Source organism: Pantoea wallisii (genome assembly GCF_002095485.1).
GTDB lineage: Bacteria > Pseudomonadota > Gammaproteobacteria > Enterobacterales > Enterobacteriaceae > Pantoea > Pantoea wallisii.
The window spans coordinates 1-15,669 of sequence record NZ_MLFS01000082.1; the positions used below are offsets into that span (position 1 = coordinate 1).

16 protein-coding genes are annotated in these 15,669 nt (G+C 58.4%); 11 read left to right on the forward strand and 5 right to left on the reverse strand.

Annotation, left to right across the window (positions count from 1 at the left end; genetic code table 11):
• The 5 genes from HA48_RS20270 to HA48_RS20290 form a co-directional block, all read left to right on the forward strand.
• Positions 1 to 474 (forward strand): DAK2 domain-containing protein (locus HA48_RS20270; RefSeq protein ID WP_128602925.1); only part of this gene is annotated, 474 nt, incomplete at its 5' end.
• Between the two features lie 2 nt (positions 475 to 476).
• A complete protein-coding gene (locus HA48_RS20275) occupies positions 477 to 1,253 on the forward strand; it encodes a triose-phosphate isomerase family protein (RefSeq protein ID WP_128602926.1) in 777 nt (258 codons plus the stop codon).
• Positions 1,250 to 2,059 carry a sugar phosphate isomerase/epimerase family protein gene (locus tag HA48_RS20280; RefSeq protein WP_128602927.1) on the forward strand — a complete coding sequence of 270 codons (810 nt, stop codon included), beginning with the start codon at positions 1,250 to 1,252 and terminating at the stop codon, positions 2,057 to 2,059. Before HA48_RS20275 ends, HA48_RS20280 begins: the two co-directional genes overlap by 4 nt.
• A 5-nt stretch (positions 2,060 to 2,064) precedes the next feature.
• Positions 2,065 to 2,922, forward strand: coding sequence for a phosphogluconate dehydrogenase C-terminal domain-containing protein (locus HA48_RS20285; protein WP_128602928.1), 858 nt, complete (start codon positions 2,065 to 2,067; stop codon positions 2,920 to 2,922).
• A 107-nt stretch (positions 2,923 to 3,029) separates the two neighbouring features.
• Positions 3,030 to 3,995, forward strand: a complete 966-nt coding sequence (locus HA48_RS20290; RefSeq protein ID WP_128602929.1) for a sugar-binding transcriptional regulator — start codon at positions 3,030 to 3,032, stop codon at positions 3,993 to 3,995.
• Between the two features lie 28 nt (positions 3,996 to 4,023).
• On the opposite strand, the gene HA48_RS20295 is transcribed toward HA48_RS20290, so the two are convergent.
• Positions 4,024 to 4,770, reverse strand: coding sequence for an HPP family protein (locus HA48_RS20295; RefSeq protein ID WP_128602930.1), 747 nt, complete (start codon positions 4,768 to 4,770; stop codon positions 4,024 to 4,026).
• A gap of 202 nt (positions 4,771 to 4,972) precedes the next feature.
• On the opposite strand from HA48_RS20295, the gene rluF reads away from it, so the two are divergent.
• Positions 4,973 to 5,857, forward strand: coding sequence for a 23S rRNA pseudouridine(2604) synthase RluF (gene rluF / locus HA48_RS20300; RefSeq protein WP_128602931.1), 885 nt, complete (start codon positions 4,973 to 4,975; stop codon positions 5,855 to 5,857).
• 46 nt (positions 5,858 to 5,903) lie between these two features.
• Here rluF and HA48_RS20305 read toward each other — a convergent pair whose 3' ends face one another.
• On the reverse strand, positions 5,904 to 6,644 hold the full coding sequence (locus HA48_RS20305; protein WP_128602932.1) for a nitroreductase family protein: 741 nt from the start codon (positions 6,642 to 6,644) through the stop codon (positions 5,904 to 5,906).
• 218 nt (positions 6,645 to 6,862) lie between these two features.
• Between HA48_RS20305 and HA48_RS20310 the strand changes: the two genes are divergently transcribed.
• The 3 genes from HA48_RS20310 to HA48_RS20320 all read left to right on the forward strand — a co-directional run bounded on the left by HA48_RS20310 (position 6,863) and on the right by HA48_RS20320 (position 9,204).
• The gene (locus HA48_RS20310) at positions 6,863 to 7,384 is read left to right on the forward strand and encodes a VOC family protein (protein ID WP_128602933.1); all 522 of its coding nucleotides are present in this window, start codon (positions 6,863 to 6,865) and stop codon (positions 7,382 to 7,384) included.
• A gap of 358 nt (positions 7,385 to 7,742) precedes the next feature.
• Positions 7,743 to 8,225 (forward strand): Hcp family type VI secretion system effector, encoded by a 483-nt coding sequence (locus HA48_RS20315; RefSeq protein ID WP_128602934.1) that lies wholly within the window; start codon positions 7,743 to 7,745, stop codon positions 8,223 to 8,225.
• A 10-nt stretch (positions 8,226 to 8,235) separates the two neighbouring features.
• Complete coding sequence (locus tag HA48_RS20320; protein WP_128602935.1) at positions 8,236 to 9,204, forward strand: hypothetical protein; 969 nt, start codon at positions 8,236 to 8,238, stop codon at positions 9,202 to 9,204.
• A gap of 57 nt (positions 9,205 to 9,261) precedes the next feature.
• On the opposite strand, the gene HA48_RS20325 is transcribed toward HA48_RS20320, so the two are convergent.
• Positions 9,262 to 10,287 (reverse strand): NADP-dependent oxidoreductase, encoded by a 1,026-nt coding sequence (locus HA48_RS20325; protein ID WP_128602936.1) that lies wholly within the window; start codon positions 10,285 to 10,287, stop codon positions 9,262 to 9,264.
• Between the two features lie 266 nt (positions 10,288 to 10,553).
• On the opposite strand from HA48_RS20325, the gene HA48_RS20330 reads away from it, so the two are divergent.
• Positions 10,554 to 11,681: a lactonase family protein gene (locus HA48_RS20330; RefSeq protein WP_128602937.1), complete on the forward strand. Its 1,128-nt coding sequence runs from the start codon at positions 10,554 to 10,556 to the stop codon at positions 11,679 to 11,681.
• A 299-nt stretch (positions 11,682 to 11,980) separates the two neighbouring features.
• A complete protein-coding gene (locus HA48_RS20335) occupies positions 11,981 to 14,077 on the forward strand; it encodes an FUSC family protein (protein WP_128602938.1) in 2,097 nt (698 codons plus the stop codon).
• Here the strand turns inward: HA48_RS20335 and HA48_RS22700 are convergent.
• Positions 14,074 to 14,730 (reverse strand): Lhr family helicase, encoded by a 657-nt coding sequence (locus tag HA48_RS22700; protein WP_128602939.1) that lies wholly within the window; start codon positions 14,728 to 14,730, stop codon positions 14,074 to 14,076. The genes HA48_RS20335 and HA48_RS22700 overlap by 4 nt on opposite strands.
• A gap of 28 nt (positions 14,731 to 14,758) precedes the next feature.
• Positions 14,759 to 15,669: Lhr family ATP-dependent helicase (locus HA48_RS22705; protein WP_425270675.1), on the reverse strand; the 911-nt coding region annotated here is incomplete at its 5' end.

The window sequence follows — 15,669 nt, forward strand, 5'->3', positions numbered from 1 at the left end:
GGCAGCCTGCTGTGCCGTGCGGCAGACGCCTGGGCGGATAACGCCGGCGGCACCTCCGGTGCGCTGTGGGGCGTTGCGCTGACCGCGCTCGGCACGGCGCTGGGCGATAGCCAGGCCCCGGATGCGGTTCGGGTGGCTGCCGGGGTGAAAGCGGCAAGCGACGGCATTATGCACTTTGGCAAAGCGCGTCCTGGCGATAAAACAATGGTTGATGTGCTGGTGCCGTTTAGCGAGGCGCTCAGTGCGGCGGTCGCGCAGGGCGCATCCCTGACGCAGGCGTGGTGTGCGGCGGCAGACGTTGCCGAACAGGCAGCGCAGCGCACCGCGCAGCTGGTACCAAAAATGGGGCGCGCGCGTCCCCTGGCGGAAAAGAGCGTGGGCACACCGGATGCCGGCGCCGTGTCGCTGGCAATGATCGTCAACACGGTGGGCGATCTGCTAAAAGAATACAGTGCATCTGAGCAAGGAGCGTAATTATGCCTCAGCCTAAAATCTGGCTCGGCGTTAGCCTGAAAATGTACTTCGGTTACCAGCAAACGGTGGCGTGGTGCCGTGAAGTGGCGGGATTAGCGCAGCATCCGGCGGTGAAAAGCGGCGATATCGGTCTGTTTGTACTGCCCGCCTTTCCTGCCATTCCGGCGGTTGCCGATCTCTTTGCCGCTACGTCGGTGCGGTTTGGCGGACAGGATGTGGCTCAGGCAGAGAACGGCGCCTGGACCGGCGAAGTGAGCGCCAGCATGTTGCAGGAGCTGGGCTGTTCACTGGCGGAAATTGGCCACGCCGAGCGCCGCCGTCACTTCCATGAGGATAAAACGCAGATCGCCGCCAAAGTGGCGATGTCGCTGCGTCACCACTTAACCCCGGTGCTGTGCATCGGTGAAGAGCAGCAGGGTACGCCGCAGCAGGCGATCGCGCTGTGTGAGCAGCAGCTGACCGAGGCGCTGGCTGAGGCACAGCAGCAGGGTTTGCAGGGCGAGGTGCTGTTTGCTTATGAACCGCAGTGGGCCATTGGCGCCCCCCAGCCGGCGCCCGACAGCTATATTCGCGCGGTCTGCGCCGGCCTGCAGCAACTCAGTACGCCTGTGGGTATCTCGCTGCGCGTTATCTATGGCGGCAGCGCCGGACCAGGGCTGATTCAGCGGCTGGGCAGTGACGTCAGCGGTCTGTTTCTTGGCCGCTTTGCACACGACCCGCAGGCGCTGGCGCAGATCATTGAAGAAGCCAGCGCGCTGGTGAAGGAGCGTGCGCAATGAGCCGTATCGGACTCAGTACCTACGCCTTTTTCTGGCGCATGTCGGATAAGGTGCCACATCCGCTGACGCTGGCGCAGATGCTGCAGCAGACCGCGGATCTTGATGTGTCAGTGTTTCAGATTTGCGATTACCCGGCGATTGAGCAGTGGTCTGATGAACAGTTGCTGGCGCTGCGCCAGCAGGCCGATGCGCTGGGTATCACGCTGGAGCTGGGGACGCGCGGGCTGGGGACGGTTCATCTGCGTCGCTATCTGCATATCGCCAGCGTGCTTGACGCCCATGTGGTGCGCTCCATGTTCAATACTGCCGATCATCGTCCGTCGCTGGATGAAGCCGCCGGGCTGATTGCCGCCGTGCTGCCGGATTTTGCCCGTCAGCAGGTGCGTTTGTGTCTGGAGACGTATGAGCAGGTGAGCAGCCGCGACATGATGTCAGTGATCAATAAGTTTCTCTCGCCGTGGCTCTGCGTCTGCCTGGATCCCGCCAACTGCGTGGCCGGGCTGGAGCTGCCGGAGCAGGTTATCGCCAATACTGCTGCGCGCGTCGGCAATTTGCATATCAAGGATTTCGCCTTTACCCGCCGCGATGGCTGGGTGGGCTTTACCTTTGCCGGCTGCCCGATGGGTGAAGGGCGGCTGGATTACGACCGGATGATCGCCAGCGTGCGCCCGGCGGAGCGCGAGATTAATCAGATCGTCGAACACTGGTTGCCGTGGCAGGACGAAGCCGGGCTGACCTGCGAGCGGGAAGCCGAATGGACCCGCCGCGCCGTTGAATTTTTACGCAGTAAACAAGATCAGGAGTGAAGAGCATGAGCAACGTATTAAAGACAATTACCGTTATCGGCGCAGGCGGCAAAATGGGCATGCGCATTTCCGCTAATTTCCAGAAGAGCGCTTATCAGGTGTTCTATTGTGAGAACTCTCCTGCTGCACAAACGCAGGTCACCGCTCAGGGACGGGAGTTGTCGGATGCGGCCTCGGTAGTGCCACTGAGCGACGTGGTGATTCTGGCGGTGCCGGATATCGTTCTGGGGAAAGTATCGGAGAGCGTGGTGCCGCAGATGAAACCCGGTGCGGTGCTGCTTACGCTGGACCCGGCGGCAGCCTATGCCAATCTGATTGCCCAGCGTGACGGGATTGATTATGCCGTCGCGCATCCTTGCCATCCCTCGGTGTTTCTGGCGCGCTATACCAAAGAGGAGCACGCGGATGCGTTTGGTGGCGTCGCAGCGGTACAGCATGTGGCGGCATCGTATGAGGCCGGCAGCGATGAGCAGAAAGCGGAGCTGAGTAAGGTGATCAGCGTGATGTACGGCCCGGTTGAGCAGGTGCACTGGGTAACAGTGACGCAGCTCGCTTATCTTGAGCCCACGTTAGTCGAAACCGTGGCCTGTATGGTTGGCGCCTTTATGAAGGAGGCGCTGGATGAGACGGTTAAGCATAGTGGTGTACCGGAAGAGGCGGCGAAAGCGATGCTGTACGGTCACATTCAGATTGCGCTGGCCGTGGCGTTTCGCGCTACCAATCCGTTCTCGGATGCCTGCATGATCGCCATGGAGTATGGCCGCGAAAAGATTGTGAAACCCGACTGGAAACAGATCTTCGATCAGAAAGAGCTGGATATTGTGATTGCCCGCATGCTGAAAATCGACGCCATTAAACGCTAAGCGTGATATGGCTGGCGACTCGCGGCGCTGCTGTCTGGCGAAGCGAGTCGCATCAATGATATAACTCCCTCCCTGAGTTTCTCGCTGCCACACAAGACAGGTAACGGATGGATAAAAACACGCTTTCTCATGACTCCGAACTGCTGACGGAAATTGCTGTCGCCTATTATCAGGACGAAATCACCCAGGAGGAGATTGCGCGTAAGTTTGGTATTTCCCGTATTAAGGTTGGGCGTTTGCTGAAGCGGGCGCGCGAAGAGGGGATTGTCGAGATTAACGTGCGGTACCATCCGGTGTTCAGCACGCGCCTTGAGCAGCAGTTGCAGTCGCGCTTTCCCCATCTGCAACGCGCGCTGATTGCGCTGGACTCCCCGGACGGGGACGATCAGCGGCGTCAGGTTGCGGCGCTGGTGTCAGCCCATCTGGCGCAGTCGCTGAAAGATAACGCCATTGTTGCCGTTGGTCAGGGGCGCAATGTGGCGGCAGTGGCTGATTATCCTGGCCAGGTGCCGACGCGTAACTGTTTGTTTATCAGCGGCATCGGTGGCACACACCGTCCCGGTGACGCGATCAATGCCGATCACATTAGCCGCCGGCTGGCGAAGAAGTTCGGGGGGATAAGTGAAACGCTGTATGCCCCGGCTTACGTGGAGAACCGCGCGCTGCGTGATGCCTTTATGCAAAATGGCACCATTAAAGAGACGCTTGACCGCGCCCGTAAAGCCGATATCGCGCTGGTGGGTATCGGGGATATGAACGAAAACAGCTATATGGTTAAGCTTGGCTGGTTTACGCCACATGAGATCATTGATGCCAGCGTCAATCAGGGCGTGACCGGCGATGTGGCAGGCTATGACTTCTTTAACGCGCAGGGGCAGCACGTGGATACGGTGATGAACGATCGCGTGATTGGGCTGAGCATTGAAGAGTTGCGCAAGATTCCGTGCGTTATCGCCATCGCCGCAGAGAACACCAAAGCCATGGCGATCCTTGGTGCGCTGCGTACCGGCGCCATTGATATTATCGCCACCACCGCACAGAACATCCGTACCATTTTGAGTATGTCGCAATAGCGCGGTGACGCGCCCGCAGGGAATCTCATTAACTGGCGCGGCGGAACTGCTGCGTTTGTCCCAGCTGACGGCGCACGGCGATCTCCTCCGCACGCTGCAATAACTGCTGCAGGTCATCTTCATCAATATCCAGTAGCTGGCCGCTCTCCAGCGCCTGATGCAGATCGTCACGGGTAATGGGCACGTCAATCGCCACCGGCTGCGGTTTTGCTTCGGTCGCGGCCAGTGGGTGCGGATAACGTCGGCCGGCAAGGTTGTTAAACACAATCGCCAGCAGCGCGAGGCAGACCGAATTTAGCAGCACCGGCGTAAGGATAAAGTGATAACCCATCTGCTGAACGCCGTTACCACCCAGGATAGCGGTCAGCGCCACGGCGCCGCTCGGGGGATGCAAACAGCGCAGCTGAAACATCACGACAATGGCCAGGCAGGCAGCAATACCGCATGCCAGGGCCGGATGCGGCACGAACAGGGCGGTCGTCACGCCAATCACGCCCGCCACCAGATTGCCGCCGACAATCGACCACGGCTGCGCCAGCGGACTGTTAGGCAAACCAAACAGCAGCACGGCCGAGGCACCCATCGGGGCAACAAACCACAGATTAACCGCGCCCAGCAGCCAGTGGCTGGTCAGGCTGGTGATCATCAGCCCCAGCCCGGCACCGAGGCTGGCAAGAATCATCTGTTTTCGGGCGACGGGCAGCGGATGCGGCCACAGGCGCGCCAGAATAAGGCGCAGCGAGGCCAACCGGCTCGTCGTTCGCGGTTGCGTCATGGCGAAGTTACCTGGTCATAAGAAAAAGCGATGGATGGCAATTGTCGCTGATTGAACAGGTGGTAACAACCACAATGTTAGTGTGCTGTTAAGCAGCGGTGAGTGAAACAGATGCAGTCTGCACAAGATTTAACAGCCGGCGTTCAGCGCGATTGCACCGTCACGCTATGTGCAATATAGTCCGTTTTTTTTCGGAGGAACCATGCTGCCTAACTCATCCACGCGCCTGAATAAATACATCAGCGAGAGCGGAATCTGCTCACGCCGCGACGCCGACCGTTTCATTGAACAGGGCAACGTTTTTATCAACGGTAAACGCGCCACTGTCGGGGCGCAGGTGTTCGCCGGGGATGAGGTGAAAGTTAACGGGCGGCTGATAGAACCGCGTAATGAAGAGGACCTGGTGCTGATTGCGCTCAACAAACCGGTGGGGATTGTGACCACCATGGAGGAGGGTGAGCGCGACAATATCGGTGATTTCGTTAATCACAGTAAACGCGTCTTCCCGATTGGCCGGCTGGATAAAGACTCTCAGGGTCTGATCTTCCTCACCAACCACGGCGATCTGGTGAACAAAATCCTGCGTGCCGGTAACAATCACGAAAAAGAGTATGTCGTTACGGTAGATAAGCCGATTACCGATGAGTTTATTGCCGGTATGGCGGCGGGCGTGCCGATGCTGGGAACCGTGACGAAAAAATGCAAAGTGAAGAGAGAGTCGACCTTTGTGTTCCGCATTATCCTGGTGCAGGGGTTGAATCGTCAGATTCGCCGCATGACGAAGCATTTTGGCTTTGAAGTGACGAAGCTGGAGCGTACCCGCATCATGAACGTTAGTCTGAAAGGGATTCCGCTCGGTGAGTGGCGCGATTTAACCGACGATGAACTGATCGATCTGTTTAAGCTGATCGAGGACTCCTCATCAGAGGACGAGAAAACGCAAAAAACGCAGGCGAAGAAAAAAGCCGCGCCGGCGACGGCAAAGAAGCCCACCGCAGGCGCACCGAAGCCGGGCGATAAAGCTGGCGGGCAGGGTGCCAACCGTAAGCGTTTTAGCCAGCCGGGACGTAAGAAGAAGGGGCGCTAAGCCGCCGCAGCCGCAAAAAGGTCGCCGGAATGGCGACCGCAATTCACTACTTATCGTTGCCAAATCCCTGCTTTTTCAGTGCTGACAAGACATGCGGGAAGTAGATGTGCTGATAGTAGCCGCTCACGCTGTGACTCCAGTCTTCGCCGTCGCTGCGTCCGGTGCTTCTCCAGTGCTCTGTCAGCTGCGCATTATAGGCGGCAATGTGTTGCGCCATACCCGCCTGCTGATAGCGCTCCTCATGGCGGAATGTGGCGAGCGGCAGGCGCGGTTTCTGATGCGCCGGCTGGTCAACATGACCAATCACCACGCCGGCCACCGGGAAGGTGTACTCAGGCAGCTCCAGCAGTTCAATCATGGCTTCTGCATCCCGACGGATGCCACCGATCGGCACAATGCCCAGACCTTCCGCACGTGCAGCGGCCATCACCGAGCCCAACGCGATGCCCACATCGGTGGCACCTGAGACCACGCTTTCAATACTCTGCTGCGCGATCTGCTCACGTCCAATCGCCTGATGCGCCAGGTTCGACTTATGCATATCCAGTACGAAGGTGATGAATACCGGCGCCTGAGCGATCCACGGCTGACCGCCAGCGATCGCGGCAATCTGCGCGCGTTTTGCTGCATCGCGCGTAACAACCAGGGAGACCTGCTGCGAGTTCACCGACGTAGGGGCGTAATAGGCCGCCGAAATAATGCGATCCAGAACCGCATCCGCCACGGGATGGTCGGTAAAGCTGCGGTCACTTTTATGGCTGGTAAAAATATCGATTAAAGAACTCATGCTTCCTCCTGTTTGGGGGCGAGAGCGTAGCAGGTAATGTGGCGTGCGGGTTTAACGGTTATTGCCGTTTCAGGCGCCGCAGGGCGCCTGTTGCGCAAGGGTAGAGGAGGGCGTTGTGGCGAGCGGCAGGGCTGACCTGATGTGACAAACCTCACATTTCTGCCAGGCTTACTGACTGCTGCAGTTACTCAATGGAAAAGCAAAACGGGAGAAAGAATATGATTCGCGGAATCGAACACATTGGCATCACCGTCTCTGACTTACCCCAGGCCGAACAGTTCTTCATACAAGCCCTCGGCGCATCGGTACTCTACCGCATCGTGCCGCCCGGCGATCCCCAACAGCAGGTTGAGGGAAAAGGTATGGCGCCTTTAAACGGCTTTCCCCCTGAGATGAATGTGACCGGCTTAGCCATGCTGCGGCTGGCAAACGGCTGTAACGTGGAGTTATTTCAGACGCAGCCAGCGGTGCAAGATCGTTCCGCGCATCCCGGTCAGCCGGGCATCAATCACTTCTCTGTGTATGTAGAGGATATTCACCAGGCAGCAGAAAAATTGCGCACGCACGGCGCCACGCTGTTTGAGGGGCCAAACGACTGCTTTGCACAGGAGACGGGTAAAGGTAACCAGACCTGGTTTGCCATGACCCCATTTGGCGTCTTAATTGAGTTAATTACGCTGCCCAGCGCGCTGAAATATGATCCGCCGGCGCAACACACCCGCTGGATCCCGCAGGCATAAACCCCTTTGCCCCCGGCGCAGCGCGTATAGCGTTGCGCCGGAACCCCATTGTTCATGGTTCTGTCATAAATAACGCTTATAGACACGCGCCGCCTTCACAGAAATTTCTCTTACCGTTCTCGTATGGAAAAAGAGGTAAGGTACTACTTGGCATTTTTCTATTTATTTGAAATATAATAACTTTATCATTGAGGCGATAGAATGCCCTGATAATTTCATTGACGGCAATACGCTATTTACCAGGAAAGTTCTTATAAATCAGGCTGTCATATTAATAGCATTGACTCAGCCACGCTTAACACTTTATTAATATCTGGCGCTAATTCATTCATCTGATTAACCGAAAAAGGAGCAACGCGTGGCTATTGATATGTTTTTAAAAGTGGATGGTGTAACGGGTGAGTCAAAAGATGCCAATCATAAAAACTGGGTGGATGCGTTGTCATTTAACTGGGCGGCCAGCCAGCCGGGAAATATGAGCGTTGGCGGCGGTGGCGGTGCCGGAAAAGTACAGTTCCGCGATCTCAATGTGCAGGCGGTTATTGATAAAGCCACACCGGCCATCATGAAATATTGCGCCAGCGGTAAACATGTCGCCAAAGTTGAATTATCCATCTGTAAAGCCGGCGGTAACCAGGTGGAATATACCCGCGTAGTGCTGGAAGATGTGCTGGTCTCGGCTACCGAATTCAATGGCGTGGGGAACACCGATGCTATTCTGGTGAATTACTACTTCCAGGCAGCAAAAGTGAATCTCCACTACTGGGAGCAGGCCGATAAAGGGAATAAAGGCGCAGAGAGTAAATCGGGCTGGGATATTAAACAGAATAAAGAGATCTGACGGGTGACCCATGAATGAAATTACTCCGGGCATCCATAATCTGATGCGCGAGAATAAGTTCGTGACCGGCGATGAGATGAAGCTGATTATCGCCTTCGTCAACGGACTGAAAGATGATACCGGCACGCTGCAGCAGTTTGAGAACGACTCCAACGATCTGATTATTTTTCACTACGAGAATATGGTGCAGGGTAACAACCCGCGACCGTCAGATGTGGAGAGCGGCATGGGCTATGAGATGCGCCCGCTCAATGGCGGCGCCCGGCCTGCCGCACCGGTGACGCAGAACGCGTACTTTAGTCAATTCCGCTCCTCAATTCCGGGGCGTATCCCGGGTTTTAGCAGCACGAATAACTGGCGCTTCGTCAATAATATTTATGACAAGGCGCGCGCCACCACCTATGCCACAGTTGCCGGCGTATTAACTGCTGCCGGCGCATTAATTGGTCAGGGCGTGAATATGCTGGCAGTGGAGGGCGCGAAAGCCGGAGGTCAGCAGTATGAGGATATTAAATCATCCCGCATGGCGTTAATTGGCGGCACGGCAGGTCTGGCAAGCGCAGCGCTATTTTTCCTGCTGCGCAATCACCTGATTACCGGTCAGACCGAGCGCAATGAGCGCTTTATTAATGCCACCAAGCGCGTGGTTAAAGCGAAGATGAAACTCACTAAATTCATCGATGACACGCGCCGTAAAGTGATTACGGATACCAGTAAGTGTAAAGAGAAGTTCAATACCCTCAAGCGCGCCAATTACGGCATCCGGGACGATCAGCCCGGCAGCGGTAGCCAGGCTACGCGTGAGGCGCTGGCCATGATTGAGGCGTTTATCTTTACCTCTCTGGCAACCTCACGTGAGGTGCAGGCAAATATTGTTATGGATGGGCAGACGTTTGTTTCATTTACCGTTGACGGTAATGAGCATCCGATGAGCGAAGCGGTCTTTAATATATTTCAGGATATCGGTTCAGTATTTTAAATGGCTGGATTACTGTGATGGGCCGCAGATCTTTTACGGCCCATCTATTAGTGAGTGTCAGGCCACTTTGACTACTGTCTTGCCAAAGTTTTTCCCTTTCAGCATATCAAAGAACGCCTGTGGCGCGTTCTCCAGTCCCTCTATAACGTGTTCGCGATACAGCACCTTCTCCTGCTCCACCAGCGGCGTCATCGCTTCAAGGAATTCCGGATAGCGATCGCCATAATCCTGGAAAATGATAAAGCCCTGCACCCGCAGGCGGCGCTTAAGAATGGTGCCCATTAGCTGTGGCGTACGGTCCGGGCCGGGCGGAAGTTCACGGCTGCTGTAGCCGGAAACCAGTCCGCACACCGGTACGCGCGCTGCGGTATTGAGCAGCGGGAGCACGGCGTCAAACACCTTGCCGCCAACGTTCTCAAAATAGATATCAATGCCGTCCGGGCACGCTGCCGCCAGCTGCTCAGCAAAATCGTCGCGATGGTGATCGATACAGGCCGAGAAGCCCAGTTTCTCAATGGCATAGCGGCACTTCTCTTCACCGCCCGCCACGCCAACCACATGGCAGCCTTTGAGTTTGCCCAACTGGCCCACCGTCGCGCCGACCGGTCCGGTCGCGGCGGCCACCACCAGCGTTTCGCCGGCTTGCGGCTGACCAATGTCCATCAGGCCCATCCACGCGGTAAACCCGGGCATACCGAGAATGCCCAGCGCCCAGGAGGGGTGCGGCAGATGGCCGAGTGGCGTGATGCCTTCTCCGTTAGAGACGGCATAGCTTTGCCAGCCGCTCGCCGCCAGCACCCAATCGCCAGCCTTGAAGTCAGGGTGGCGCGATTCAGCCACCTGGCTTACTGTGCCGCCAACCATAGGCTGGTCCAGCTCCGCCGGCGGTGCGTAAGATTTGCTGTCATCCATGCGGCCGCGCATATAGGGATCCAGCGAGAGATAGTGGGTGCGCAGTAAAATTTCGCCCTCTTTAATCTGCGGCAGCGGCTGCTCGACCAGGCGAAAATTCTCTTTTACCGGTTCGCCGTCAGGGCGTGAAGCCAGCAGCCAGGCGTGATTGATGGGGGATGATTGCGACATAAAATCTCCTTAATTCTGCGCGTCGAATCAGCAAGTGTAGTTCATCGCGCCGGCATTAGCCGGGTGAGCCAGCGCACAAAGCTGCGCAAAACTTTTCGTCGCAAATTATCGCAACCTTTTGAATCTCTTTATGCTTAATGCAACTGCCCAGTTGCTATCGGGCAATTACACATAACCGCGCGCACGTCCGCTGCGTATACCTGTCTTTGACAAATAACGGATACTTCGATGCCAAACGACCGGCGCTGATGCGCCAGAGGAGTGACATGATCAACACGATTCGCACCGCTACGCTGTTGGCCGCGATGGCGGTCAGTGCGCCGCTGCTGGCGCAGACCTACGTCTACGTCTCCGAAGCGGATGACGGCACCATTGCGCGTTATGCGCTCAATGAGCAAACCGGCGCGCTGCAGCTGTTAGGCCACACCGCGGCCGGAGGGAAAGTGATGCCGCTGGCGCTCAGCGCCGACCAGTCCCATCTCTATGGCGCCATTCGCAGCAAGCCGCTGCAGCTGGTGAGCTGGCGTATCGATCGCCAGACGGGCGATCTGGCGCAAAGCGGTGCCGTCACAGCCGCTGCCAGTTACCCCTATATCAGTACCGATAAGCAGGGGCGTTTCTTGCTGGGAGCCTCCTATGATGGCGATGTTGTGCATGTCTATCGCCTGGCGTCTGATGGCAATGTGATCGCGCCGCCGGTCGGCAGCTATAAAACCGGGCACGCTGCGCACTCGGTGATCGTGGATGCCAGCGGCAAGTCGGCGTACGTCGGCAATCTGGGCACCGATCGCGTGCTGCAGCTGACCCTGAGCGAGCAGGGCGAGCTGAGTGCATTGGGTAACGGTTATGTCAAAACGGCGGCGGAAAATGGGCCGCGTCACTCGGTGTTATCGCCGGATAATCGCTACCTGTACAACATTGGCGAAATGGGCGGCATCATCACCCAGTTCCGGCGCGAAGCCAGCGGCGAGTTGACCAAAGTCGCAGAAACCGAAAATGCCGTGGCGACAGAGTATCACCTGCAGCACGGCCGTGAGCGCCCGGCGGGGTATAGCGATCCCACGCCGCGCATCTGGTCAGCGGACATTAAAATCACCCCGGATGGCCGTTTTCTGTACGTCACTGAACGCACCAGCAGCACCATCAGCGGATACCGTGTCAACTCGCAGGATGGCAAACTCACGCTCGTCGGCAGCTGGCCGGTGGAGAAGCAGCCGCGCGGTATCGCCATTAGTGCCGACGGACGTTGGCTGATTGCCAGCGGAGAGAAGAGCGCAGTGACCGGCAGCTACGCTATCGATCGGCACAGCGGGGCATTAAAACGCGTGAGCGAAGCCCCGGCCGGGCGCGATGCTAACTGGGTGACCCTGGTCACTTTCGCTGCGGACAAGTAGTTCAGGGCTTCACGCTCAGCACGAAATAATTTTATGGATAGCGCCTGCAGGCAGCAAAGTGTGATCGGGAACACATTTATCAGGCTGCAGGCGAGGAGCAGTGAAATCCAGTCGCACCGCACGCAGGCAGGGAGGCGGGCGCACGGTCACGCATTTTTATATCAGTAGTGCTTAACGATTGGCGGTGCGGCAGGAACACGGTTTTCGATTACGAAACAATTTGTCGTAGTTAACCGGGTGAGCGCTTTACAGATTCTGGCAGCATACGCCGCACTTAGCGCCTTCTGGTTTTCTGTAACATGCAGTGGTTTTCAAAAAACGTCGTTTTTTTTGCTGTAAAAACCTCTCTTGCCGCGTTTATTGCTCTCTATCTGGCACTCGAACTGAACCTGGATCGGCCCGCCTGGGCGCTGACCACGGTGTTCGTTGCCTCGCAGCTCTATTCAGCTTCGACCATCTCAAAATCGCTGTTCCGGCTGCTCGGCACTTTACTGGGTGGCGTATTTATCTTTTTTATCTTCCCCGTTACCGTGGCGCATCCGCTGCTGTTTAGCCTGTGTATCTCGTTGTGGGTCAGTCTCTGTCTTTACCTCTCCCTGCATGACCGCACGCCCAAAAGCTATGTGTTTATGCTGGCCGGGTACAGCGCGGCGATCATGGGATTTCCGGAGGTCAACACGCCGGCCGGCATCACCAGTACGGTGCTGTCGCGTATTGAGGAGATCACGCTGGGCATCGTATGCAGCAGCCTGGTGCACGGACTGCTGTTTCCCGTGTCGATGCGCAGCCTGCTGGAGCAGAGCGTGAGTCAGTGGTATCTCAACGGACGCAAGCTGTGCGCCGCGCTTCTCTCGGGCACCCCGGGCGACAACGCGCCGGAGCGGGATGACATTCTGACGCGCATGGCGACCAATCCTCAGCAGGTGGAGATACTGATAACGCACTGCGTCTATGAAGGCGATGCCGCGCGCCGCCTGATTCGGCTGGTGAGCGTGCAGTATCAGCACCTCTCCTACCTGATCCCAACGCTGACGGCGATTGAGATGCGTCTGCAGCGGCTGGCCGCCCGCCAGATTGCGTTTCCTGACTACGTTGCGCGCAGTTTCGGACAGTTTCTGCACTGGCTGCAGGATGGCGAAGCGGTGGGCGATGTGATCGGCATTCAGCTGGAGCTGAGCCACTGCCAGGATCGCGTCAATGCGGCGTGGCGCAGCGGCGAGTTGCCGATTGAGCACTGTCTGCTGCTCACCGGTCTGCTGGAGCGGCTGACGGATTTTGTGCGTATTGCCGGGGCTTACCAGAGCGTGGGCGGGCTGGTGAGCGATCTTGCCGGCGATACCACGCTGGCGCGCGGTACCCGTACGCACCGCTTCTTTGATAAGGGGTTGATTCGCCTCTCAGCGCTAACCGCCTTCTGCGCCACCTTTGGCGCCTGCCTGCTGTGGATGGCTACGGGCTGGCGCGATGGCGCCCCGGCACCGGTGATGGCGGCCATTCTCAGCTCCTTCTTTGCCAGCCTTGATACGCCGCTCACCTCAATGAAGCTGTTTGTACGCGGCGTTATCGTGGCGATCGCCATCAGTATTGTTTACGTGGCGCTGCTGTTGCCGCAGGCCACCTCTTTTGAGGCGCTGCTCATCTGCCTGGCACCGGGACTGATGCTGCTGGGCATGATGATTGCGCGCCCCTCTACCAACATGATTGGCCTGAGCGTGGCGATTCAGATCCCGGGCTTTATTGGCCTGGGCCATCACCTGAAGCCCGATCTGGTGCTGCTGGTGAACAATGCCATCGCCTCACTGGCCGGGGTGCTGTTCGCGGTGATTCTCACCGCTATCATGCGCAACAAACGGCCCTCGTGGACCGCGCGCCGGGCGGTGCGCCACGGTTTACGCGAGCTGCTGCGCTTTGTTAAAGAGATTGAGCGCAATGGTTCATCACTGCGCGGTCGCCAGCGTTTTATCAGCCTGATGCTGGATAAAGTCAATGTGGTGCTGCCGCGCCTGCATCTGGATCCACAATCGGATATGCATCCGGCCGGTATGCTGCTGACCGAAGTGTGGCTCGGGGTCAACAGCTTCGACTATTACGCCCGCCACCAGGCGCTGCTGAGACGCTATCAGCTGGAGAGCGGGCAGATGTTTCATGAGCTGAGCCTGTTCCTGCGGCGGCGTCTGAAATCGCTGAACACCCAGCCGCACGCCGATCTGCAGGAGGAGCTGGATCTGCTGTTACTGCTGCTGGAGCAGCAGGCGCAGCGTGATGAAAAGCTGCTGACACCGCTGTTTCACCTCTTTAGCATCCGGCTCTATCTGTTCCCGCAGCACGCCTGGCCGCAGGCGACGCCGCGTCAGGCTGAGCGTCTGCAGCAGCACCGCTACCGGCTCAACGCTTAGCTATACCAGCTGTAGCCTTTTGGCTCACGGGAGAAGCCGGCACGTTTCAGGGCGCCGACGAGCGGTGACTCCCCGATGGGCCGATCGTCAACCCGCTCCAGCGTCAGTTTGAGGTGTTTTTCACGCTTCAGCGCCTGACCCAGCGCAGCCACCGCAGCGTTTAGCGTTTCGTCACGGAGATCGTCGGCAAAGGTGAGTAACGTTTTGCCCCCCGGCGGCAGATAGAGCAGCAGATGGCCGTTACCGATCACCACCAGCGCGCCGGCGCGCCGGGTGGGGCGCACGCCCTGACGGCTTAGCGGCCAGGGCAGCTGGGCACCAAACGGATTGACCGGATCCATCACCGACAGCGCCACCGGTGGGTGCACGATCTCACCGGCGCTGCCCGCCTGGCGCAGACGCTCAATAGCCGGGTTATCGGCAAACTGTGCGGCGCCCATGCCGGCGACAAAGCGGCCCCGCAGCAGGCGTCCGGCATCTTCCAGCCCGCGCAGAACCGGCTGCAGCGCGGGGAAACCACCGGGGATGTTTTCAGCGATGGCCGCGCCGCGCGTGATGACGCCAAAGCGATCCAGCATATTTTCCGTCAGCGCCAGGGCCAGTTCGGTATCGACCAGCGGCTGATAGTCGATAAGCGACCAGCGGCCCGCCATGCTATTGAGCACCGGACGCGTGTCAACTTCACGGCTGGCGGCAAAGCTGGCGCGACTGTGGCGGCTGCGGCGGGTGCGCGCCGGGACGCGGACGGGGCGCAGGGCTGGACGTAAAGTGCCGCAGTGCGGCCCAGGTGTCCATCGTCAGGTAGCCGCGCCACACCAGATCCCACATGGCACTGTAGATATCGGCCGGATCGGGCTCCTGTGCCAGCTGCGTAGTGATTCGCGGCACCAGCTGGCGCACAAACCAGCCGCCGCCCTCGCGTAGCAGGCTAAGGAGTGCTTGCTGCAGGAGTGACAACGTCACTGGCTTTCCCTCATCTGCCGGGAGCAGTGTCTCCTGCCGATAGTCGCTGAGATGCAGTGATATCAGCCCATCCTGCGCGCCTTGCTGACGATGTCCGCGCCACAGGACCTCACCCGATGAGAGCAGCTCGTCCAGCATGGCCGGTTGATAGTCCCGCACGCGCGCCGGAAAAATCTGCGTTTCCCATAGCGAGGCGGGTAAAGCCAGCCCGGCCAGCTGCTCGATGACCCGTACCACGCCGTTGACGCCGGCATACGCGCCCAGCGCCTGTGGCGCGCTGGCATCACCGATCACGCCCTGGCGCGTCAGTAAAAAGGTGACATACGCCGCCGGGCTGACCGGTTTGGTCGCTTCGCGCGCGGCCTGCAGTGAGCGCACCCGCAGGCGGCGAAAAATGCCCTCTGCCACCCATTGGGGCGTGCTGTCGCGGTCGGGCGGGCGAAAATCACCTTTTAGCACCCGATTCTCCTGGCGCAACGCTTCCAGCGCCTCTGCGACTACCGCGCGGCCCAGGCCAAAGCGCGCGGCAATCTGCTGGCTGGTGGAGACGGCATGGGTACGCACGTAGCGATTAAGAAGATCGTGCAGCGGGCGTGCCACCGGTTGCAGCAGTGCGGCGGGCAACGCGG

Excerpts from the sequence above, each read along its gene's own strand:
- HA48_RS20310 (WP_128602933.1), top strand. The coding sequence starts at position 6,863 with ATGATTCGCGGAATCGAACACATTGGCATCACCGTCTCTGACTTACCC.
- HA48_RS20320 (WP_128602935.1), top strand. The coding sequence starts at position 8,236 with ATGAATGAAATTACTCCGGGCATCCATAATCTGATGCGCGAGAATAAG.
- HA48_RS20335 (WP_128602938.1), top strand. The coding sequence starts at position 11,981 with ATGCAGTGGTTTTCAAAAAACGTCGTTTTTTTTGCTGTAAAAACCTCT.
- HA48_RS20280 (WP_128602927.1), top strand. The coding sequence starts at position 1,250 with ATGAGCCGTATCGGACTCAGTACCTACGCCTTTTTCTGGCGCATGTCG.
- HA48_RS20285 (WP_128602928.1), top strand. The coding sequence starts at position 2,065 with ATGAGCAACGTATTAAAGACAATTACCGTTATCGGCGCAGGCGGCAAA.
- HA48_RS22700 (WP_128602939.1), bottom strand. The coding sequence starts at position 14,730 with ATGGCGGGCCGCTGGTCGCTTATCGACTATCAGCCGCTGGTCGATACC.
- HA48_RS20305 (WP_128602932.1), bottom strand. The coding sequence starts at position 6,644 with ATGAGTTCTTTAATCGATATTTTTACCAGCCATAAAAGTGACCGCAGC.
- HA48_RS20330 (WP_128602937.1), top strand. The coding sequence starts at position 10,554 with ATGATCAACACGATTCGCACCGCTACGCTGTTGGCCGCGATGGCGGTC.
- HA48_RS20290 (WP_128602929.1), top strand. The coding sequence starts at position 3,030 with ATGGATAAAAACACGCTTTCTCATGACTCCGAACTGCTGACGGAAATT.
- HA48_RS20295 (WP_128602930.1), bottom strand. The coding sequence starts at position 4,770 with ATGACGCAACCGCGAACGACGAGCCGGTTGGCCTCGCTGCGCCTTATT.
- HA48_RS20325 (WP_128602936.1), bottom strand. The coding sequence starts at position 10,287 with ATGTCGCAATCATCCCCCATCAATCACGCCTGGCTGCTGGCTTCACGC.
- rluF (WP_128602931.1), top strand. The coding sequence starts at position 4,973 with ATGCTGCCTAACTCATCCACGCGCCTGAATAAATACATCAGCGAGAGC.
- HA48_RS20275 (WP_128602926.1), top strand. The coding sequence starts at position 477 with ATGCCTCAGCCTAAAATCTGGCTCGGCGTTAGCCTGAAAATGTACTTC.